The sequence below is a fragment of the Flavobacterium cheonanense genome, assembly GCF_039539185.1.
GTDB classification, from domain to species: Bacteria; Bacteroidota; Bacteroidia; order Flavobacteriales; family Flavobacteriaceae; genus Flavobacterium; species Flavobacterium cheonanense.
Genome location: NZ_BAABCT010000006.1, coordinates 162,268 through 183,506 on the forward strand (window position 1 = coordinate 162,268; position 21,239 = coordinate 183,506).

Annotated in this window: 28 protein-coding genes; 1 reads left to right on the top strand and 27 read right to left on the bottom strand. The window is 32.0% G+C overall.

What is annotated here, in order from left to right; translation table 11 throughout:
- Window positions 1–4 precede the first annotated feature (4 nt).
- The 4 genes from ABD766_RS11660 to eno form a co-directional block, all read right to left on the bottom strand.
- A complete protein-coding gene (locus ABD766_RS11660) occupies window positions 5–2,611 on the bottom strand; it encodes a beta strand repeat-containing protein (protein ID WP_344816864.1) in 2,607 nt (868 codons plus the stop codon).
- A 232-nt stretch (window positions 2,612–2,843) separates the two neighbouring features.
- A complete protein-coding gene (locus tag ABD766_RS11665) occupies window positions 2,844–4,127 on the bottom strand; it encodes a citrate synthase (RefSeq protein WP_344816865.1) in 1,284 nt (427 codons plus the stop codon).
- A 177-nt stretch (window positions 4,128–4,304) separates the two neighbouring features.
- A complete protein-coding gene (locus tag ABD766_RS11670; RefSeq protein WP_344816866.1) occupies window positions 4,305–6,314 on the bottom strand; it encodes a DUF7619 domain-containing protein in 2,010 nt (669 codons plus the stop codon).
- A 136-nt stretch (window positions 6,315–6,450) separates the two neighbouring features.
- Window positions 6,451–7,743 carry a phosphopyruvate hydratase gene (eno, locus tag ABD766_RS11675; RefSeq protein WP_344816867.1) on the bottom strand — a complete coding sequence of 431 codons (1,293 nt, stop codon included), beginning with the start codon at window positions 7,741–7,743 and terminating at the stop codon, window positions 6,451–6,453.
- A gap of 324 nt (window positions 7,744–8,067) precedes the next feature.
- Here eno and ABD766_RS11680 point away from each other — a divergent pair, with 324 nt between their 5' ends.
- On the top strand, window positions 8,068–9,135 hold the full coding sequence (locus ABD766_RS11680; RefSeq protein WP_344816868.1) for a hypothetical protein: 1,068 nt from the start codon (window positions 8,068–8,070) through the stop codon (window positions 9,133–9,135).
- An 83-nt stretch (window positions 9,136–9,218) separates the two neighbouring features.
- On the opposite strand, the gene carA is transcribed toward ABD766_RS11680, so the two are convergent.
- From carA to rpsC, 23 genes are all read right to left on the bottom strand, one after another.
- Window positions 9,219–10,337: a glutamine-hydrolyzing carbamoyl-phosphate synthase small subunit gene (gene carA / locus ABD766_RS11685; RefSeq protein WP_344816869.1), complete on the bottom strand. Its 1,119-nt coding sequence runs from the start codon at window positions 10,335–10,337 to the stop codon at window positions 9,219–9,221.
- A gap of 302 nt (window positions 10,338–10,639) precedes the next feature.
- Complete coding sequence (gene rplQ, locus ABD766_RS11690; RefSeq protein WP_344816870.1) at window positions 10,640–11,146, bottom strand: 50S ribosomal protein L17; 507 nt, start codon at window positions 11,144–11,146, stop codon at window positions 10,640–10,642.
- Between the two features lie 30 nt (window positions 11,147–11,176).
- A complete protein-coding gene (locus ABD766_RS11695; RefSeq protein ID WP_344816871.1) occupies window positions 11,177–12,169 on the bottom strand; it encodes a DNA-directed RNA polymerase subunit alpha in 993 nt (330 codons plus the stop codon).
- A 21-nt stretch (window positions 12,170–12,190) separates the two neighbouring features.
- Complete coding sequence (gene rpsD / locus ABD766_RS11700; RefSeq protein WP_298395763.1) at window positions 12,191–12,796, bottom strand: 30S ribosomal protein S4; 606 nt, start codon at window positions 12,794–12,796, stop codon at window positions 12,191–12,193.
- A 117-nt stretch (window positions 12,797–12,913) separates the two neighbouring features.
- The gene (gene rpsK / locus ABD766_RS11705) at window positions 12,914–13,297 is read right to left on the bottom strand and encodes a 30S ribosomal protein S11 (protein WP_274782172.1); all 384 of its coding nucleotides are present in this window, start codon (window positions 13,295–13,297) and stop codon (window positions 12,914–12,916) included.
- Between the two features lie 8 nt (window positions 13,298–13,305).
- The gene (gene rpsM, locus ABD766_RS11710; RefSeq protein WP_344816872.1) at window positions 13,306–13,680 is read right to left on the bottom strand and encodes a 30S ribosomal protein S13; all 375 of its coding nucleotides are present in this window, start codon (window positions 13,678–13,680) and stop codon (window positions 13,306–13,308) included.
- A 2-nt stretch (window positions 13,681–13,682) separates the two neighbouring features.
- Window positions 13,683–13,799 (bottom strand): type B 50S ribosomal protein L36, encoded by a 117-nt coding sequence (gene ykgO / locus ABD766_RS11715; RefSeq protein ID WP_081932050.1) that lies wholly within the window; start codon window positions 13,797–13,799, stop codon window positions 13,683–13,685.
- 11 nt (window positions 13,800–13,810) lie between these two features.
- Window positions 13,811–14,026, bottom strand: a complete 216-nt coding sequence (infA, locus tag ABD766_RS11720) for a translation initiation factor IF-1 (RefSeq protein WP_007136545.1) — start codon at window positions 14,024–14,026, stop codon at window positions 13,811–13,813.
- A 5-nt stretch (window positions 14,027–14,031) separates the two neighbouring features.
- Window positions 14,032–15,375, bottom strand: coding sequence for a preprotein translocase subunit SecY (gene secY, locus ABD766_RS11725; protein ID WP_344816873.1), 1,344 nt, complete (start codon window positions 15,373–15,375; stop codon window positions 14,032–14,034).
- A 12-nt stretch (window positions 15,376–15,387) separates the two neighbouring features.
- Window positions 15,388–15,840, bottom strand: a complete 453-nt coding sequence (rplO, locus tag ABD766_RS11730) for a 50S ribosomal protein L15 (RefSeq protein WP_344816874.1) — start codon at window positions 15,838–15,840, stop codon at window positions 15,388–15,390.
- 11 nt (window positions 15,841–15,851) lie between these two features.
- Window positions 15,852–16,034: a 50S ribosomal protein L30 gene (gene rpmD / locus ABD766_RS11735; RefSeq protein WP_298119790.1), complete on the bottom strand. Its 183-nt coding sequence runs from the start codon at window positions 16,032–16,034 to the stop codon at window positions 15,852–15,854.
- A 12-nt stretch (window positions 16,035–16,046) separates the two neighbouring features.
- Entirely contained in the window at window positions 16,047–16,571 is a 525-nt protein-coding gene (gene rpsE, locus ABD766_RS11740) for a 30S ribosomal protein S5 (RefSeq protein WP_089046918.1), read from the bottom strand.
- A 3-nt stretch (window positions 16,572–16,574) separates the two neighbouring features.
- Window positions 16,575–16,928, bottom strand: coding sequence for a 50S ribosomal protein L18 (gene rplR / locus ABD766_RS11745; RefSeq protein WP_344816876.1), 354 nt, complete (start codon window positions 16,926–16,928; stop codon window positions 16,575–16,577).
- 11 nt (window positions 16,929–16,939) lie between these two features.
- Window positions 16,940–17,482, bottom strand: a complete 543-nt coding sequence (gene rplF, locus ABD766_RS11750; protein WP_298304728.1) for a 50S ribosomal protein L6 — start codon at window positions 17,480–17,482, stop codon at window positions 16,940–16,942.
- Window positions 17,483–17,499: 17 nt separating this feature from the next.
- Complete coding sequence (gene rpsH / locus ABD766_RS11755; protein ID WP_298304731.1) at window positions 17,500–17,898, bottom strand: 30S ribosomal protein S8; 399 nt, start codon at window positions 17,896–17,898, stop codon at window positions 17,500–17,502.
- Window positions 17,899–18,039: 141 nt separating this feature from the next.
- Window positions 18,040–18,309, bottom strand: coding sequence for a 30S ribosomal protein S14 (gene rpsN / locus ABD766_RS11760; RefSeq protein WP_035125659.1), 270 nt, complete (start codon window positions 18,307–18,309; stop codon window positions 18,040–18,042).
- A 3-nt stretch (window positions 18,310–18,312) separates the two neighbouring features.
- Complete coding sequence (rplE, locus tag ABD766_RS11765; RefSeq protein ID WP_298304734.1) at window positions 18,313–18,864, bottom strand: 50S ribosomal protein L5; 552 nt, start codon at window positions 18,862–18,864, stop codon at window positions 18,313–18,315.
- A gap of 2 nt (window positions 18,865–18,866) precedes the next feature.
- Window positions 18,867–19,181, bottom strand: a complete 315-nt coding sequence (gene rplX, locus ABD766_RS11770) for a 50S ribosomal protein L24 (RefSeq protein WP_344816931.1) — start codon at window positions 19,179–19,181, stop codon at window positions 18,867–18,869.
- 11 nt (window positions 19,182–19,192) lie between these two features.
- A complete protein-coding gene (gene rplN, locus ABD766_RS11775; RefSeq protein WP_007803649.1) occupies window positions 19,193–19,561 on the bottom strand; it encodes a 50S ribosomal protein L14 in 369 nt (122 codons plus the stop codon).
- Window positions 19,562–19,563: 2 nt separating this feature from the next.
- Complete coding sequence (gene rpsQ / locus ABD766_RS11780; protein ID WP_035125656.1) at window positions 19,564–19,824, bottom strand: 30S ribosomal protein S17; 261 nt, start codon at window positions 19,822–19,824, stop codon at window positions 19,564–19,566.
- Between the two features lie 11 nt (window positions 19,825–19,835).
- Window positions 19,836–20,024 (bottom strand): 50S ribosomal protein L29, encoded by a 189-nt coding sequence (gene rpmC / locus ABD766_RS11785; RefSeq protein WP_298119774.1) that lies wholly within the window; start codon window positions 20,022–20,024, stop codon window positions 19,836–19,838.
- Window positions 20,025–20,037: 13 nt separating this feature from the next.
- Window positions 20,038–20,463: a 50S ribosomal protein L16 gene (gene rplP / locus ABD766_RS11790; RefSeq protein WP_344816877.1), complete on the bottom strand. Its 426-nt coding sequence runs from the start codon at window positions 20,461–20,463 to the stop codon at window positions 20,038–20,040.
- Between the two features lie 19 nt (window positions 20,464–20,482).
- Window positions 20,483–21,238 carry a 30S ribosomal protein S3 gene (gene rpsC / locus ABD766_RS11795; protein ID WP_298119771.1) on the bottom strand — a complete coding sequence of 252 codons (756 nt, stop codon included), beginning with the start codon at window positions 21,236–21,238 and terminating at the stop codon, window positions 20,483–20,485.
- Window position 21,239: the final 1 nt, after the last annotated feature.

The window sequence follows — 21,239 nt, forward strand, 5'->3', positions numbered from 1 at the left end:
CTCATTATTTTTTTTGAATTAATTCTTTCATTTGATTTTTTAATTCCTCAATCTCTTTATTCTGATTTTCTATAGCTTTACTTTGGTTTTCTAAAGTTTTATTTTGCTCGATTATATATAATGTTAATTCTTCAATTTTCTCCATTTGTTTTGCTTGCATAGCAGATAAATCTAAGCCATTTTTAGCCAAATCCTCTGCAGAATCAACACCAGGTAAGTGATTATTTTTATTTATAAATTCTTCTACTTGTTTTAATGGCATCAATTTATAATCGTCCGCAAATACATAATCTGCCCAATTATTAGTACTTCTAAGAGCTACTTTTACTTTTTCTGTTAGAATTCCTCCTTCTACAAATAATTTATAGTTTCCAGTATTATTTGGATAAATCCAACTAGAACCGATATACATTTTACCGTGATTTGGACTTGTTGCTGTATTGAACCAAATATTTCTATCGTTCATATTTACAACTCTGTTGTTGTTAGTCGTAGTTGATTGATTGATTACACCATTATTTCCGTAAAGACTTGTATCTATTGAGCTTACTTGATATGGTGTAGCCGGCATACCATTACCAGTTATAGTAACATTACTTCCTGGTATTATTGTAGTTGTTGGTAAGTTAATTGTATTTCCATTAGAAATTGTCAATGCATTTCCAACTAATGAAAGTAATTGTGCGTCTGTATCAGTATCAGTAAATGTTGGTAAAGTAATTGTATTTCCGTTTGAAATTGACAATGTATTACCATTAATTGTAAGTGATTGCGCATCTGTATAAGTTGGAAGAACTACTGTATTACCATTAGAAATTGATAAGTTATTTCCAACCAAAGAAAGTGATTGAGCGTCTGTATCTGTATCAGTAAAAGTTGGTAAAGTAATTGTATTTCCGTTTGAAATTGACAATGTATTTCCAGCAATTGTAAGTGATTGTGCATCGGTGTAAGTTGGAAGTACTACTGTATTACCATTAGAAATTGATAAATTATTTCCAACCAAAGAAAGTGATTGAGCATCAGTATCTGTAAAAGTTGGTAATGTAAATGAACCTCCACCATTAGATAATGTTACAGTATTTCCAGATTGAGTTAAAGTTTGCAATTCATTTGTTGTGCTTGCATCAACTTCATTGAATGTAGGTATAGGAATTGTTACAGGATTACTTGCAATTCCGTTTACAGAGGTAATTAACTGATTATTTGCATTAAAAACATTTGAAATTGAATTTACTATAGTTGCATTAGACGAAATACCATTAACATCACTAGTCATCGTATTTGCTTGAGATGTTAATTCATTTGTAGCAACTAGATTAGGCATATATTGTAGTACAACATCACCATTACTATCAACACTTAAAAATTTATTTGTTGAACCAATAGTTGATGGGTTAAAAGCACTTGTTAAATTTGTAAAACGAAGTCCAGAAGTATTAGGAGCTTCACTTTTTACTTCTAAAGTATTTTTAGGAATTGTTGTGTTGATACCAATTTGTCCTAATTTAGTAGTAAGATTATCAGAACTACTCAATCTATTCATATTGTAACCAAAAATTACATTACCAATATTAAGAATATTATCACTTAATGGATTTACTTGAAAACCAGGATTAATATTTGAATTATTTCCCAATAGTATATTCCCATTTCCTGTTTTTCCACCTGCATTTTCACCAATAGCAATATTCTTAGAACCTGTATTAACTCCTGAACTATTTCCTAAAAATAGATTATTAGAACCTTGAGTAGTTGAATAACCTGATCGAGCTCCTATAAAAATATTACTTGAGCCTGATCTCAAAAAATGACCAGTGTAAAATCCTAAATATAGATTTTTTTCTCCTGTTTGTAATAAAGAGCCTGCAGCTACTCCTAAAAACATGTTGTTATCACCAGTAGAAGAACTACCTGCAGAGCTTCCAATACCAATATTATTATCACCTGAAACATTACCATTTAATGACCATCTGCCAAGAGCGATATTACTGTTTCCGCTTTCATTTAATTCGAGTGAAGCATTACTCAAACCAATATTATCACTTCCTAATATATTATTTTTTAAAGCTCTATATCCTAAAGCCGTATTTGAATTGCCTATTGTATTAAATTTACCAGATTCAGCACCAATAAATGTATTTCCGAACCCTGTAGTGTTATAAGTTCCTGTTCCCGTTCCAACAAAAGTATTTACAGAACCAGAAATATTTGACATTCCTGAATTTTCTCCTATAGAAATATTATAAAAATTTAAAGAATGATTGGAATCACTTCCAGCTCTTTTCCCTATGTTGATATTAGCATTCCCTCCATTTCCTGCATAAAAACCATAGGACGTATTTAATGTGCCTATTTTTCCACTAAAAATATTATTTCTCCTAAACACCAAATCTTGATTATCGGTAGTCCCAATAAAATTGACATTAGATGAAGTTCCAGAATTTCCATTTACATTCCAAAATGGTCTTATAGCTAGTAAATTAGAATTAGCACTCAAATTCCTATTAAGAACATCTGTTTTTGAAATAGAATCTGATTGTGCTTGTAAAGTATTAATAAGTCCAAAAAAAGCTGTTAATACAAATAAATAGTAGTTTTTTTTCTTCATAGCGTAGGTTTTAGTTTATTAATAATCTGTTTTGGGGAAACAATTATGATTTCTTATTGTTATTTCAAAAATAAGTATTAATTATTCAAAAATATCGCTTATATACCAATATATTCGATTAAATACGTCTTTTTAAATAAACATAATATAAATATCTTACAAATTATACAAACAAAAAAGCATAAAAAAAACTCCTTAAATAATTAAGGAGTTTTTTTTTATAGATAGAAACTTATCTTTTATCCATTGCTACAAAATCTCTTAGTGGATGACCAGTGTAAACTTGTCTTGGTCTTCCTATAGGTTCTTTGTTAACTCTCATTTCTTTCCATTGTGCGATCCATCCAGGTAAACGACCTATTGCGAAAAGTACAGTAAACATATCCGTTGGAATTCCTAATGCACGGTAAATGATACCAGAATAGAAATCTACGTTTGGATATAATTTTCTTGATACGAAATACTCATCAACTAAAGCAGACTCCTCAAGTTTTTTTGCAATTTGTAGAATTGGATCATTAACTCCTAGTGTAGATAAAACTTCATCAGCAGCTTTTTTAATGATTTTTGCTCTAGGGTCAAAGTTTTTGTATACTCTATGACCAAATCCCATTAAGCGGAATGGATCATCTTTATCTTTTGCTTTTGCTAAATATTTATCGGCATCACCACCATCTTTTTGGATTTCTTCAAGCATTTCCAAAACTGCTTGGTTTGCACCACCATGTAATGGACCCCAAAGCGCAGAAACTCCTGCAGAAATCGATGCAAATAAACCTGCGTGAGAAGAACCAACAATTCTTACCGTTGATGTAGAACAGTTTTGCTCATGATCTGCATGAAGAATAAATAATTTATCTAAAGCATCAATTACAACTTGATTTTGTGTGTAAGGACCTGTTGGCAATTCAAACATTAAATGCATGAAATTTTCAACATAACCTTTAGTATTATCATAGTAATTTAAAGGATAACCCATCATTTTTCTGTAAGTCCAAGTAGCAATAACTAAAAATTTGGCCATTGTTTTACATACAGCTTCATACATTTCTTTTTCATTCTCTACATTAACCACTTTAGGATTAAAAGCTGTTAAAGCAGAAGTTAATGAAGATAAAACTCCCATTGGATGAGCTGTTTTTGGGAAACCATCAATGATATTCTTCATTTCTTCATTTACCAAAGTATACTTACGAATATCATTTTCAAATTGAGTTAGTTGCTCTTTTGTTGGTAACTCTCCGAAAATCACTAAATAAGAAACCTCAAGAAAATCAGCTTTTTCAGCTAAATCTTCAATTGCATAACCTCTGTAGCGTAAAATTCCTTCTTCTCCATCAAGGAAAGTAATATCACTTTTACAAGAACCTGAATTTTTATAACCTGGGTCTAAAGTGATAGCGCCAGTCAAGGCACGTAGTTTTTCAATATCGATAGCTGGTTCGTTTTCGCTTCCAACAATTACTGGAAACTCATACTTTTGGCCATCATATTCTAATATTGCTGTTTTTGACATAATATTTGTGGAAATTAATCTTGATAATTTATAATTTAACAAAATTATGGAATTCTAAATGAATTAAAAAACAAATACGTTAACGTTTTCGTTAATTTTATTATAAAAATTGCAAGGTTGGTATAGTTGAATACAAAAGTGCGCCTAAGCACACTTTAATTAACTAAATAACTTAACCTATTCTTTAACTATTCTTTCTACTTTAATTCCTTTATCAGATGTAATTTTAAGAAAATAAATGCCTTTTGATTTATCTGAAATATCAATTGATGTTGAATTTTCCTCAGTTAATTTTGTTTGCAACAACCTTCCTTGCACATCGTATAATTGTATAGATTTGATGCTGTTGTCAGATTTAACATTAACTATTGATTGTGTTGGATTTGGAAAAATCACAACTGAATTGTCTTTTTCAAAGGCACTATTATTTAACGATTGAAATACTGTATTCGCGATTCCTGTATCTATTGGAGCATTGTAATCAAAGAAAATATCTCCTCTGTTGGATACATTATCCCCAGATTGTAAGGTTCCATTACTTCTTATTTTTAATAATATATTTCCATGTCCACCAGTATCTAGTGCAATATTTTGGAAAATAAATTCAACAATATTTCCAGTGATTTTTACATAGGAAGGATGTGATGTGTTTAGTAATTGTAAGGAATTCAAATTAAACTTTGTGGTATCAATAGTGGCTTTTACTACAACATTTTCTGCTGCTGCAGTTCCTGTGTTTTCAAAATTTATTACATAATGTAAATACTCACCTATTAAAGATGGTGAAACAGAAGGTCCTTCAATACAAGTAATATCATTTGGATCATAAGAATCAACTACGATTTGATTATATAAAAAAGTATTGTCAGTAGTAGTTTCATCGCCAGCTATTGGCAAAATAGAAGTTGTAAATTGTAAAACATCGCCAATATTTACTGGATAATTTACATCAGTTGGTGTATTAATATTTAAAGTAACATAAATGCTTCTACTTTCAAACGGAAGTAAATTAGCATAACTCCAAGACAACGAACCAGAACCAATTGTTGCAGGAGCTGTTGTAGCAGAAACAAAATCCATTAAATTTTGATTGAAGAAAAGATTAACGCCATACAATTGTGATAAGGTTTGGTTTCCTTTGTTCTTATAAACTATTTGATATATAGCATCATAACCTGGTCTTGCAGGTCCTATTGGTGCAATTACAATTTCTAAATCGGGATGTATTCCATTAGCTGAAATACAGAAATTTTGTGTAGTCGTATTATTGTTATTATTCGCAAATGGAATCGTAGCTGTAGTTGGTGAAATAGTAAACCAGGTTGGGTTTTCAACATTTGGAGTTAAAACAAAACTTCCTGCTTGTGTATAGAAATTATAATTTCCTGAGTTATTAGTAAAAGTTGCTCCTTGATTTGTACCGTCGTTTATATCAATTCTTATGTTTGGATGTGGTAAATCGGAAGCATCGCAGCCGTTGTTGTCTTCGTCGAAAGTAATTGAACCAGTTATTGTATTGTAATTTCCTCCGGGTGTGAAAGAACAATAGGTAGAAACCAATACTGATGGCGAATTCATAACATTCGAAATAGCTACGTTTTGTTCACCTTCATCAACACATATATATGACAAATTAGGATTAGCACCCCAAGCAGTATTTACCTGAATACCTACATATCCGTTTTTCAAATTAATGTATGACAAATTGTTATTTCTACACCATAATTCAAAAAAAAGAGGATTCAATGAAAAATCTAAGGTCTGAATATTGTTATAACTACAATTAAGGTACGTCAAACTCAACAATCCAGTAAAATCTAGTGCGCTTATTTGATTAAAATCACATCGCAAACCTTCTAACTGAGTAAGTGTATTCAAAGGCAAAACACTAATATTATTTTGTATTAAACTGAGAAATGTCAAATTGGTAAATTTTTCTAAACCAGTAATATTCGAAATATTGGAGTAATTTAAGAACAAAACACTTACCAACAATGCTTCGCTCTCTTGAATCTCACCATCATCGTTCAGATCAATTTTAATATTTTGCCCAGCTGAATTTTGAGCAATAAAAGTAGTTGCTGATGCTTGAAGTAGCTTCGTTTTAAAATTCACATCAGGAATATTCACAATCTGAGCATAACCAATTCCCGTAATAAATAACAAAAAAAGCACTAATTTCTTCATAACATCATAATTAACAATTAAATATAATAATTTTATTACAAATAATATTTCTAAATTAACATTTGAAATTTATCAACTGCTGTATAACAAAAAAACCCGACCAAATCAGCCGGGTTTAATTTATTAAAATTAATTTTTACTTCTGTTTGAATGCTTTCAATCCAGGGAAGTAGGCTGTATTTCCCAATTCTTCTTCAATACGTAATAATTGATTGTATTTCGCCATTCTATCAGAACGTGAAGCCGAACCAGTTTTTATTTGTCCACAGTTTAAAGCTACAGCTAAATCAGCAATTGTATTATCTTCTGTTTCTCCAGAACGATGTGACATTACTGAAGTATAACCAGCATTGTGAGCCATGTTTACTGCTGCAATTGTTTCTGTAAGTGTACCAATTTGGTTAACTTTTACAAGAATTGAATTGGCAATTCCTTTTTCAATTCCGGTTGACAAACGCTCAACATTAGTAACAAATAAATCATCACCAACTAATTGAGTTTTATCACCAATTAATTCTGTTAAGTATTTCCATCCTTCCCAATCGTCTTCATACATTCCATCTTCAATTGAGATAATTGGGTAATTTGCTGCTAATGAAGCTAAATATTCTGCTTGCTCTTTAGAAGTTCTGATTTTACCAGTTGCACCTTCAAATTTAGTATAGTCGTATTTTCCGTCAACATAAAATTCAGAAGCAGCACAATCTAAAGCAATCATGATTTCGTCGCCAAATTTATAACCAGCGTTTTCAACTGCTTTTTTAATTGTATCTAGAGCATCTTCTGTTCCACCAGCAAGATTTGGTGCAAAACCACCTTCGTCACCAACAGCAGTTGATAAATGTCTATCGTGTAACACTTTTTTCAAATTGTGGAAAATTTCAGTTCCCATTTGCATTGCATGAGTAAATGAAGTTGCTTTTACAGGCATAATCATAAACTCTTGGAAAGCAATTGGTGCATCAGAGTGCGAACCACCATTGATAATATTCATCATTGGAACTGGTAAAGTATTAGCAGAAACTCCACCAACATATCTGTATAAAGGTAATCCTAATTCATTTGCAGCCGCTTTTGCAGCCGCAAGAGAAACTCCTAAGATTGCATTAGCTCCAAGATTTCCTTTGTTAGAAGTTCCGTCTAAATCAATCATAAGTTGATCGATATGATTTTGTTCAAAAACAGAAACGCCCATTAATTCAGGAGCAATTTTGGTATTTACATTTTCAACAGCTTTAAGAACACCTTTTCCCATGTAAGCTTTTCCTCCATCACGAAGTTCAACTGCTTCATGTTCTCCTGTAGATGCACCACTTGGAACAGCAGCACGACCTAAAACTCCGTTTTCTGTAACAACGTCAACCTCAATTGTTGGGTTTCCTCTTGAATCTAATATTTGTCTTGCGTGTACTTTGATTATAATACTCATTACTGTGTTTATTTTATAGTTAGATAATTACATATTCTCAAAATATTGAACACAAATTTAAGCATTAGTCAAAACTTAATCATTAATTTTTAAAAAAACTTATAAACTCAATCGTTTTAGTAGGGTAAAAAAAATGTAAACTGTTATTATAGTTGAGTGAAATACATTAAATAAAAAAACATAAATATTTGTAGTATTTTTATTATATTTTATAAATATTTAATCATTTTATCGTGTTTTTTTGCATTTTATAGACAAATACATTTGTGTGTTACAAATAATTATCTATTTTTATTGTGTCAAATTCATTATAATTAAAATCGTATGAAAAAATATTCTTTTTTAAGTACTACCAACTTAAAATCAGTTTATTACGGATTGTTGTTTTTGGGATTTCTGTTGTCTTATCAAACAGGAACTTCTCAGAACTACAGAAATGCTAAAGCCTACATAACTGACTTTGGTAGAAACGAATTATTTGTCAAAGAATCTTTAATGGAATATTCAACCTCAATTATTGATGCTAGTCCTGACGATAGAGTTCAAACAACTTTGGAAAGAATTTACAAAAAGCTTGAAGATGTCAATGAAAATTTAACTAAAAATGACCGAGGAGTTTATGGAGACACCGATTTAAGAGATGCTTTTATAAAATTAAACAATAAAACGATAACATTACTAAAAAACAAATCATTGAAACTTAATGATTATCAAGTTCAAAGTAATTTAGATTACTCTGAAATTTTTAAAAACTATGCTTACAAAGAATCTGAAATAGCTAAATATTATTCTGAAATATTAAACTATGAAAGCACTAAAAGAGATTTTGGATTAAAATATCAAATTAACATTAGAAACTTTAATAAAAGAAATGTTTTTGAATATAATGCCTATCAGAATTTAATTTTTTATAAACTAAATGTTTTAGACGATAAATTAATTCAATTATTTAAATATAGAAAAGTTGAAGATGTTTTAGAATGTGTAAACTTTATGACTAGTGTTGCTCAAGAATCGTTAACAAAAACCGATTTGTTTAAAGATGATTTTACAGATACTTCATTAAACGATGCTAATATTGAATTTATAAATTTTATTATAAAACAAAATGAGAAGCTAGTTCCATTGTATCAAGATTATATTTTGGTGCATGAAGATTTCCAAAAAATAAAAAAGAAATTTTTAGAAACAAACGAAATCATTAAAGTTGAAGACTACAACAATGAAGTGAGAAGATATAATAAAGTAAAGAATACATTTTTTGATGCTTTACATGAAAATCAAATTGTTAAAAGTGAATTATTGAAAAGATGGTATATAACCAATAGTTTGTTCCTTAAAAACAATATTGAGTTTGAAAATCTTTATGAAAAATTCACAAACTTAGATTAAAACAAAAAGGATTTCTTAATTAGTAATTATTTCCTAAAGTATTAAAATAAAAAAATGAGGGTTTTTGGAAACCCTCATTTTTTCTATACTTCTTGAAATTTATCTTGTTTAATATTTGCTATAAAATCATCAAATAAATAGGATGAATCGTGAGGACCAGGACTTGCTTCAGGATGGTATTGGACTGAGAAGCAATTTTTTGATTTCATTTTCATACCTGCAACTGTATTGTCATTGATATGATAATGAGTAATTTCTAAATCTTGATGATTTTCCAGTTCTTCTCTGTTTACAGCAAAACCATGATTTTGTGAAGTAATCTCTCCTTTTCCAGTAAGAACATTCATAACCGGATGATTGATTCCTCTGTGTCCGTTAAACATTTTGTAAGTTGAAATTCCGTTTGCTAAACCTATGATTTGGTGACCTAGACAAATTCCGAATATTGGTTTATCTGACGCTATCATTTGTTTAGCTGTTTCTTGAACTTGCTCTAGAGGTTCTGGATCGCCAGGACCATTTGACAAGAAATATCCATCAGGATTAAATGCTTTTAAGTCATCAAAAGATGTATTGTATGGAAAAACTTTTATATAACAATCTCTTTTTGCAAGGTTTCTAAGGATGTTTCTTTTAATACCTAAATCTAACGCTGAAATTTTGAAAGTTGCGTTTTCATTTCCAAAAAAGTAAGGCTCTTTGGTAGAAACTTTTGAAGCAAGTTCCAACCCTTTCATATCAGGAACATTTGCTAATTGTTTTTTTAATTCTTCTATTGAAGTTCCATCTGTTGAAATCACAGAATTTTGTGCTCCATTATCGCGAATGTAACTAACAAGCGCTCTTGTGTCTACATCTGAAATACAGATTAGATTTTGTTTTTCAAAGTAATCGTATAAATTACTTTCAGAATCGGGACGAGAATGATTAAAACTGAAGTTTTTACAAACAAGACCAGATATCATTATTTTTTCTGATTCTACTTCATAGGCATTGACACCATAGTTTCCAATATGTGGATTGGTAGCCACCATTATTTGGCCAAAATAAGATGGATCGGTAAATATTTCTTGGTAACCTGTCATTCCTGTATTGAAACAAACTTCTCCGAAAGTTGTTCCAGAAATTCCGATTGATTTACCATAAAAAATGGTTCCATCGGCTAATAGTAAAATGGCTTGTGGACGAGTTGTGTATTTCATTTTGATGTAGTTAGTAAAAAGTAGTTAGTTGTTGTTTTGCAAATTTAAGTTAATCTTTTATAATTCTAAAGTGGATTTATTAAAGTTTATAAACATTCTAATAGTTGGCTATTTAGCCCTGATTGTAACAAGTATCCTTTATTGTTTTTCTTTAAAACAATAAAGATACTGTGGAAAGCGGGAAAAAGGATTGCAGATAATTCCCGAGGCATTCGCTACAGAAACTGAAACAAGTTCAGTTTAAACATAAAAAAAAGGATAAACTCGAAAGCTTATCCTTTATATTTATGAAATTGAATTCATTATTCTGCTGATTCAGTAGTTTCTTCAGAAGAAGTTTCTGGAGCTTCAGGAGCTTTTGTTTCAGCTGCTGGAGTTTCAGATTTTTTAGCTTTTCCACCACGACGGCTTTTAGCTTTTTTCTCTTCTTTTTTACCACCGTTGTAAATTTCATTGAAATCTACTAACTCAATCATTGCCATATCTGCGTTATCACCTAAACGGTTACCAACTTTGATGATACGAGTGTATCCACCTGGACGGTCACCAACTTTAGCTGCTACTTCTCTGAAAAGTTCAGTAACACCATATTTGTTACGTAAGTAAGCGAAAACGATACGACGATTGTGAGTAGTATCTTCTTTTGATTTTGTTATAAGCGGCTCAACGAATTGTTTAAGTGCTTTTGCTTTAGCAACAGTTGTGTTAATACGTTTGTGTTCAATTAATGAACAAGCCATATTAGCTAACATAGATTTTCTATGTCCAGTCTGTCTGCTTAAGTGATTGTTCTTTTTTCCGTGTCTCATTTTAAATGCTATTTAATTTGAATAAAGAAACTAGTCTTTATCTAATTTATATTTTGACAAATCCATTCCGAAAGTTAAATTTTTAACTGCAACTAGTTCATCTAATTCTGTTAAAGATTTTTTACCGAAGTTACGGAACTTCATTAAGTCGTGTTTGTTAAAAGAGACAAGGTCTCCTAATGTATCAACTTCAGCTGCTTTTAAGCAATTTAATGCTCTTACAGATAAATCCATATCAACAAGCTTAGTTTTAAGCAATTGTCTCATGTGTAATGATTCCTCATCGTATGAATCTGTTTGAGCGATTTCGTCTGCCTCAAGAGTGATTCTTTCATCTGAGAATAACATGAAGTGGTGAATTAATACTTTTGCAGCTTCAGTAAGAGCATCTTTTGGATTGATTGAACCATCAGTTTTGATTTCAAAAACTAATTTTTCATAATCTGTTTTTTGCTCAACACGGAAATTTTCAATAGCATATTTCACGTTTTTCACTGGTGTAAAGATAGAATCTGTAAAGATTGTACCGATTGCAGCATTTTGCTTTTTGTTTTCTTCTGCAGGAACGTATCCTCTACCTTTTTCAATTGTTAATTCCATATTGAAATTAACTTTTGGATCAAGGTTACAGATAACTAATTCTGGGTTTAAAACTTGAAATCCAGAAATAAATTTTTGAAAATCACCAGCTGTAATTTGCTCTTTACCAGTTATAGATATAGTTACTGATTCGTTATCGATATCTTCAATTTGACGTTTGAAACGTACTTGTTTAAGACTAAGGATAATTTCTGTAACATCTTCAACAACTCCTGAAATTGTAGAAAACTCATGCTCTACACCTTCAATTCTTGTAGATGTAATAGCATAACCTTCTAAAGCAGAAAGTAAAACTCTTCTAAGTGCATTACCAACAGTCAATCCGTAACCAGGTTCTAAAGGTCTGAACTCAAACTTACCTTCAAAATCGGTTGAATCGATCATGATAACTTTATCGGGCTTTTGAAAATTAAATATTGCCATAATTTAGACTAGTGTCAATTATTATTTGTTGTACAACTCTACGATTAACTGTTCTTTAATGTTTTCTGGAATTTGAAGTCTAGCAGGAACAGTAACGAACGTACCAGATTTAGTATCATTATTCCATGTAATCCATTCGTAAACATGATTAGAGTTTGATAAAGAACGTTCAATTGACTCTAAAGATTTAGATTTTTCGCGAACAGCTACTACGTCACCTGGTTTCAAGTGATAAGAAGGTATGTTTACTAATTCACCATTTACTGTAATGTGACGGTGAGAAACAATTTGTCTTGCAGCTCTTCTAGAAGAAGCAATTCCCATTCTGAAAACAACATTGTCTAAACGAGCTTCACATAATTGTAAAAGGATTTCACCTGTTACACCTTTAGAAGCTGCTGCTTTTTCGAATAAGTTTCTAAATTGTTTTTCTAAGATTCCGTAAGAATATTTAGCTTTTTGCTTTTCCATTAATTGGACAGCATATTCAGATTTCTTACCTCTTTTTTTAGCCATCCCGTGTTGTCCAGGAGGATAATTTCTTTTTTCGAATGCTTTATCAGCTCCGAAGATTGCTTCGCCAAATTTACGAGCAATTTTTGTACTTGGACCAGTATATCTTGCCATTTTAAAATTGTTTTGAGATAGAGATTATGAATTCAGGTCAATAAATCCTTCGATAATCTTTGTTCTTTCTCTTGTTATACTTAATTATATATTAGATACTGAAATTTCAGTATAAAATTATACTCTACGTCTTTTTGGAGGACGACATCCATTGTGAGGCATTGGAGTAACATCAATGATTTCTGTTACTTCTACTCCACTATTATGTATTGATCTGATAGCAGACTCTCTTCCGTTACCTGGACCTTTAACATAAACTTTTACTTTTTTAAGTCCTGCTTCTAATGCTACTTTACTGCAATCTTCAGCTGCCATTTGAGCAGCATAAGGAGTGTTCTTTTTAGAACCTCTAAAGCCCATTTTACCAGCAGAAGACCAAGAAATAACTTCACCTTTTTTGTTAGTTAACGAAATAATGATGTTGTTAAAAGTTGCATTAATATGAGCTTCTCCTGAAGATTCAATAATAACTTTACGTTTTTTTGTACTTGCTTTAGCCATATTACTTACTATTTAGTTGCTTTTTTCTTGTTAGCAACAGTTTTTCTCTTACCTTTTCTTGTTCTAGAATTGTTTTTAGTTCTTTGTCCTCTTAATGGAAGACCAGATCTGTGACGAATTCCTCTATAACATCCGATATCCATTAAACGTTTAATGTTTAATGAAGTCTCTGAACGAAGTTCACCTTCAATTTTGTAGTATGATACAGCATCACGAATTGCTCCGATTTGATCATCATTCCAATCTTGAACTTTAGTATCTTGGCTAACTTGAGCTTTTTCTAAAATCTCAATAGCTCTACTTTTTCCTACTCCGAAGATATAGGTAAGTGCTATAACACCTCTTTTATTTTTAGGTATATCTACCCCTGCTATTCTTGCCATAATTATCCTTGTCTTTGTTTAAATCTAGGATTCTTTTTGTTAATAACGTATAATCTTCCTTTTCTACGCACAATTTTACATTCTGCGCTTCTCTTTTTTACTGATGTTCTTACTTTCATTTTTAATAACTTTAGTATCTGTAAGTGATTCTTGCTTTAGACAAATCGTAAGGACTCATTTCAAGTTTCACTTTGTCACCAGGTAACAACTTGATGTAATGCATACGCATTTTTCCTGAAATGTGTGCGATAACGATATGTCCGTTTTCTAATTCTACACGGAACATAGCATTTGATAATGCTTCAATTATTGATCCGTCTTGTTCTATTGCTGATTGTTTTGCCATAAAAATTAAGCTACTGCTTTTCTATTTTTACCACTTTTCATCAAACCATCATAATGCTTATTCAATAAATAAGTGTTTATTTGTTGAATAGTATCGATTGCAACTCCAACCATAATGATTAAAGAAGTTCCACCATAGAACATAGCCCATGATTGTTGTACATCTAAACTAACTACAATTGCTGGGAACACAGCTATTAAAGCTAAGAATAACGAACCTGGAAAAGTTACTAATGACATAATTTTATCAAGAAAATCTGCTGTTTCAACACCTGGTTTAATACCTGGTATAAAACCACCACTTCTCTTTAAATCGTCAGCCATTTTATTTGTTGGAACCGTAATCGCCGTGTAAAAGAATGTAAAGATAATGATTAATAGAGCAAATACTATATTATACCATAATCCAAACATGTTACTAAAAGCACCAGCAATAGATTGAGATGTTTCAGACTGTGAAAGACCAGCTAAAGCAGCAGGGATAAACATAATTGCTTGAGCAAAAATGATTGGCATAACACCAGCTGAATTTAATTTTAATGGAATCCATTGTCTATTACCACCCATCATATCTTGTTCAAAATCACCAGAAGTTGTTCTTCTTGCATATTGAACAGGTATCTTTCTAATTGCCATAACTAAAAGTACACAAGCAATAATTACCAACATCCAAACAATAATTTCAATAACAAGAATCATTAAACCACCATTATTGTTGGTTACTCTTGATTGAAATTCTTGAATAAGTGCTTGAGGTAATCTTGCTAAAATACCGACCATAATTAATAGAGATATACCATTTCCTATACCTTTATCAGTAATTTTTTCTCCTAACCACATAGCAAAAATTGTACCTGTAGTTAAAATCAAAACTGAAGAAAATAAGAAAGAAAATGAATCAAATCCTAACAAAAATGCGCTACTAGGAATGGTTCTGTACAAGTTATAAATATAACCTGGACCTTGAAGTAATGTGATACCAATAGTTAACCAACGTGTAATTTGGTTTAATTTCTTTCTACCACTTTCACCATCCTTTTGTAATTTTTGCAAATAAGGAATTGCTATACCCATTAACTGAACAACAATTGAAGCAGAAATGTAGGGCATAATACCTAATGCAAAAACAGATGCTTTTGAAAATGCTCCACCGGTAAACATATCAAGAATTGATCCAATTCCTTTATCTGTTTGCCCAGCAAGTCCAGAAAGCTGTGTAGCATCGATACCAGGAAGAGTTACATGAGCACCGAATCTATATACTAAAAGTAAACCCAAAGTAAACAAGATTCTGTTTCTCAACTCTTCTATTTTCCAAACATTCTTAAACGATTCAATAAAATTCTTCATAAGGTCAGAATATTATAATGTTACTGCTTCACCACCAGCAGCTTCGATAGCAGCCTTTGCAGTAGCAGTAAATTTGTGAGCAGTTACTTTTAATTTTGCTTTTAATTCACCTCTACCTAAAATTTTAACTAATTCGGTTTTGGTAGCTAAACGGTTTTCGACTAAAACTGTAAAATCTACAGTATCAGTAACGATTCCGTTATCAACTAAAGCTTGAAGAGTGTCAAGATTTACACCTTGATGCTCAATTCTGTTAATGTTCTTGAAACCAAACTTAGGCACACGTCTTTGAAGTGGCATTTGACCTCCTTCAAAACCAATCTTTTTAGAATATCCAGAACGGGATTTTGCTCCTTTGTGACCTCTTGCAGAAGTACCACCTTTACCAGAACCTTCTCCTCTACCAACTCTTTTATTTTGATTGTGTGTAGAACCTTCAGCAGGTTGTAAGTTACTTAAATTCATAACTATAATTGTTATTTAACTTCCTCAACGGAAACTAAGTGTTTAACTTTATTTATCATTCCAAGGATTGTTGGATTTGAATCATGCTCAACAACCTGTCCCATTTTACGAAGACCTAAAGCTTCTAAACCTCTTTTTTGAGTAAGTGGACAGTTGATTTTGCTTCTAACTTGTTTTACTAATAATTTAGCCATAATTTCCTTGAATTAACCTTTAAAAACTTTCTCTAAAGAAACTCCTCTTTGTTTTGCAACAGTATAGGCGCTTCTCATTTGTAGTAATGCATCAAAAGTTGCTTTCACCACGTTATGTGGATTTGAAGAACCTTGAGATTTTGATAATACGTCGTGAATTCCAACTGATTCAAGTACTGAACGAACAGCACCACCAGCAATAACTCCTGTACCATGAGATGCAGGCATTAAGAACACACGAGCTCCACCAAATTTACCTTTTTGTTCGTGAGGTACAGATTGACCACTTAAAGGAATTCTAACTAAATTTTTCTTTGCATCTTCTACTGCTTTCGCAATTGCTTCAGAAACGTCTTTAGATTTTCCTAATCCATGACCAACAACACCATTTTCATCACCTACAACAACAATTGCTGAGAACCCAAAAGCTCTACCACCTTTTGTTACTTTGGTAACACGATTTACACTTACCAAACGATCTTTTAATTCAAGACCACTAGGTTTTACTAATTCTACATTTTTGTATTTAGACATAATATATTAGAATTTAAGTCCAGCGGCTCTAGCGCCTTCTGCTAATGATTTAATACGACCGTGATATAAATAACCTCCTCTATCGAATGTTACTGAATCTATACCGGCTTTTAACGCTTTTTCAGCAACAAGTTTTCCAACCGCTGTTGCAACTTCTACGTTAGTACCATTAATATCCGCTCCTTTATCTCTAGATGAAGCAGCTAATAAAGTAACACCATTTACATCGTCAATTAGCTGTGCGTAGATTTCTTTATTACTTCTGAATACAGAAAGTCTTGGTCTAGCAGCAGTACCGCTAACAATCTTTCTTATTCTATACTGGATTCTCTGTCTTCTTTCAGATTTTGTTAATGACATAACCTTTATTTTTAAGCTGATTTACCTGCTTTTCTTCTTAATACTTCACCTACAAACTTGATACCTTTTCCTTTGTATGGTTCTGGTCTACGGAAATTTCTAATTTTCGCAGTAATAGCACCTAAAAGTTGTTTATCATAAGATGTAAGTTTTACGATAGGGTTTTTACCTTTTTCAGAAATAGTTTCTAAAGTAACTTCTTTAGCAACTTCTAAAATGATATTGTGAGAAAAACCTAAAGCTAAATCAAGTTTTTGTCCTTGATTTGAAGCTCTGTATCCCACACCCACAAGCTCTAATTCTTTAGTAAAACCAGTTGATACTCCAACAATCATATTATTGATTAATGATCTGTACAAACCATGTTTAGCTCTATGATCTTTGTGGTCAGATGATCTTTCCACAATTACTTGACCTTCTTCTAACTTTACAGTAACGTCCGAAAACTCCTGAGTTAGTTGTCCTAATTTTCCTTTTACTGTAACCAATCCTTCTGTAACTTCTACAGTTACACCAGCTGGAACTACAATTGGATTTTTTCCTATTCTTGACATTGTCGCTTAGCTTTAAATTAGTATACGTAACAAATTACTTCTCCACCAACATTCAATTGCTTAGCTTGTTTTCCAGTCATCAAACCTTTTGATGTAGAAACAATAGCAATACCCAAACCATTTAAGATTCTTGGTAATTTTGAAGCACCTGCGTACTTACGTAAACCTGGTTTACTAATTCTTTGGATGTCTTTAATTACAGGCTCTTTAGTATCTTTATCATACTTCAAAGCAATTTTGATAGAACCTTGAACGGTTGAATCCTCAAATTTGTAACTTAAGATATATCCTTGATCGAATAAAATCTTTGTGATTTCTTTTTTAAGATTAGAAGCTGGAATCTCAACCACTTTGTGGTTAGCTCTAACAGCATTTCTGACTCTCGTAAGATAATCTGCAATCGGATCTGTATACATATTTATTAAAATTCGGCTACGGTTTTCAAAAGAACTATTCTATTGAACCTGAAGCCATTAAACTCAATTTTTAAAGCAGATAATTGCACGTTACCGGCAAAAATCCGGCAAATGTACAATTATCTGCTGAAATAAACTAATTTACCAACTAGCTTTTTTAACACCTGGAATTAATCCTTGGTTTGCCATTTCACGGAATGTTACACGTGAAAGACCGAATTGACGCATATAACCTCTTGGTCTACCTGTCAATTTACAACGATTGTGTAAACGAACTGGTGAAGCATTTTTAGGTAATTTTTGTAAACCTTCATAGTCTCCAGCTTCTAATAAAGCTTTTCTCTTTTCAGCATACTTAGCTACCGTTTTTTCTCTTTTAACCTCGCGGGCTTTCATTGATTCTTTAGCCATGTCTTAATTCTTTTTAAAAGGTAAACCTAATTCTGCTAATAATGATTTTGCTTCTTTATCAGTTGCTGCTGAAGTTACAAAAGTAATATCCATACCTGAAATTTTGTTTACTTTATCAATATCAATTTCTGGGAAAATGATTTGTTCCAAAACACCAAGATTATAATTACCTCTTCCGTCAAATCCAGTAGCTTTGATTCCACTAAAATCTCTTACACGTGGTAAAGCTGAAGTAATAAGTCTATCTAAAAACTCATACATTTTTTCTCCACGTAAAGTAACTTTAGCACCAATAGGCATTCCTTTTCTTAATTTGAATGACGCTACGTCTTTTTTGGAAATTGTAGCTAACGCTTTTTGACCAGTAATTTTAGTTAATTCATCTACTGCGTAGTCAACTAACTTTTTATCTGATACAGCTGCACCAACTCCACGGCTAATAACGATTTTTTCAAGTTTAGGAACTTGCATTACGTTTTTATAACCGAACTCTTCTTTAAGAGCTGCAATTACTCTGCTCTTATACTCTTCTTTTAGTCTAGGGATATATGCCATAACTATAATACTTGATTTGATTTTTTAGAAAATCTCACTTTCTTATCTCCTTCTACTCTTGTTCCTGTTTTTGTAGCTTCTTTAGATTTAGGATCTATCAAAGACAAATTAGAAATATGAATAGGAGCTTCTTTCTTAACGATTCCTCCTTGAGGGTTTTTCGCACTTGGTTTAGTATGTTTTGAAACCATGTTCGCGCCTTCAACAATCGCTTTATTTTTCTCACGGTAAACTCTAAGAACTTTACCTTCTGTACCTTTATGGTCTCCAGCAATAACTCTTACTACGTCACCTGATTTTATTTTTAACTTTGTCATCATTAATCGAATTAAAGCACTTCAGGTGCTAATGATACAATTTTCATGAATTGTTTTTCACGAAGTTCTCTGGCAACCGGACCAAAAACACGAGTTCCTCTCATTTCACCTGCAGCATTTAACAATACACATGCGTTATCGTCAAATCTGATATAAGATCCATCAGCTCTTCTCACTTCTTTTTTGGTACGTACAACAACTGCAGTAGAAACAGCACCTTTTTTAACGTTTCCGTTTGGTGTTGCATCTTTAATAGACACTACAATTTTATCTCCAACAGAGGCATAACGACGTTTCGTTCCTCCTAAAACACGGATAGTCAAAACTTCTTTTGCTCCTGTGTTATCTGCTACTTTTAATCTAGATTCCTGTTGTACCATAACTATTTCGCTCTTTCAATGATTTCAACTAATCTCCAACATTTCAACTTAGATAAAGGTCTTGTTTCCATGATCTTTACTGTATCACCAATATTACAGTCATTTGTTTCGTCGTGTGCAACATATTTTTTTGTTTTTAACACGAACTTACCATACATTGGATGCTTTACTCTTCTTGTTTCAGAAACAACTATAGATTTCTCCATTTTGTTGCTAGTAACCACACCAATTCTTTCTTTTCTTAAATTTCTTTTATCTTCCATCGTTCAGCAGATTACAATTCTCTTTTGCTTAATTCAGTTGCCAATCTTGCTACCGCTCTTCTCATTGTTCTAATTTGAAGTGGGTTTTGAATTGGTGAAATAGCGTGAGCGGTTTTTAATTCAGCGTATGTTTTTTTTACTTCACTAAGTTTAACTTGTAACTCAGCTGTAGACAGACTAATAATTTCTGATTGTTTCATAATTTTATATATATTATGCTTCGAAATCTCTAGCAACAACAAACTTAGTTTTAACTGGAAGCTTTTGAGCCGCAAGACGTAATGCCTCTTTTGCAACTGCTAAAGGTACTCCTCCAACTTCAAACATAATTTTTCCGGGTTTAACAACGGCAGCCCAATATTCTACGGCACCTTTACCTTTACCCATACGTACCTCAAGAGGTTTCTTTGTTATAGGTTTGTCTGGGAATACATTAATCCAAAGTTGTCCTTCTCTTTTCATAAAACGAGTTGCAGCAATACGCGCAGCTTCTATTTGACGTGAAGTTAAAAATACACCTTTTTCATGTACAGATTTAATTCCAAACATTCCACTTGAAAGCATGTGTCCTCTTTGAGAAACACCTTTCATTCTACCTTTTTGTACCTTACGGTACTTTGTTCTTTTAGGCTGTAACATTTTTCTTTAATTTAAAAAATTACTTTCTTTTACGTGCATCTGGTTTACCACCTTTGTTGAATGGTTTTCTATCTCCTCTTGGAGAGTCTCCACCTTTTCCACCAGAAGCTTGCTTTTTATCCATTCCAACTAGTGGAGATAAATCACGTTTTCCGTAAACCTCACCTTTCATGATCCATACTTTGATTCCCATTCTACCATAAGTAGTATGAGCTTCACCAAGTGCGTAATCAATATCAGCTCTGAAAGTTGACAAAGGAATTCTTCCTTCTTTAAAACCTTCTGAACGTGCCATTTCAGCACCATTCAAACGACCTGAAATCAAAACTTTAATACCTTCTGCATTCATACGCATTGCTGCTGCGATAGCCATTTTAATAGCTCTTCTGTATGAAATACGGCTTTCGATTTGACGAGCAATACTTGTTGCAACTAAATAAGCATCTAACTCAGGTCTTTTAATTTCAAAGATGTTGATTTGAACCTCTTTGTCAGTAATTTTCTTAAGTTCTTCTTTCAACTTGTCTACCTCTTGTCCACCTTTTCCGATAATGATACCAGGTCTAGCAGTAGTGATAGTAACGGTTACAAGTTTCAAAGTTCTCTCGATGATTACTTTTGATACACTAGCTTTTGATAAACGAGCATGAATATACTTTCTGATTTTATAATCTTCAGCGATTTTATCACCGTAATCATTTCCACCATACCAGTTTGAATCCCATCCTCTGATGATACCAAGTCTGTTTCCTATTGGATTTGTCTTTTGTCCCATC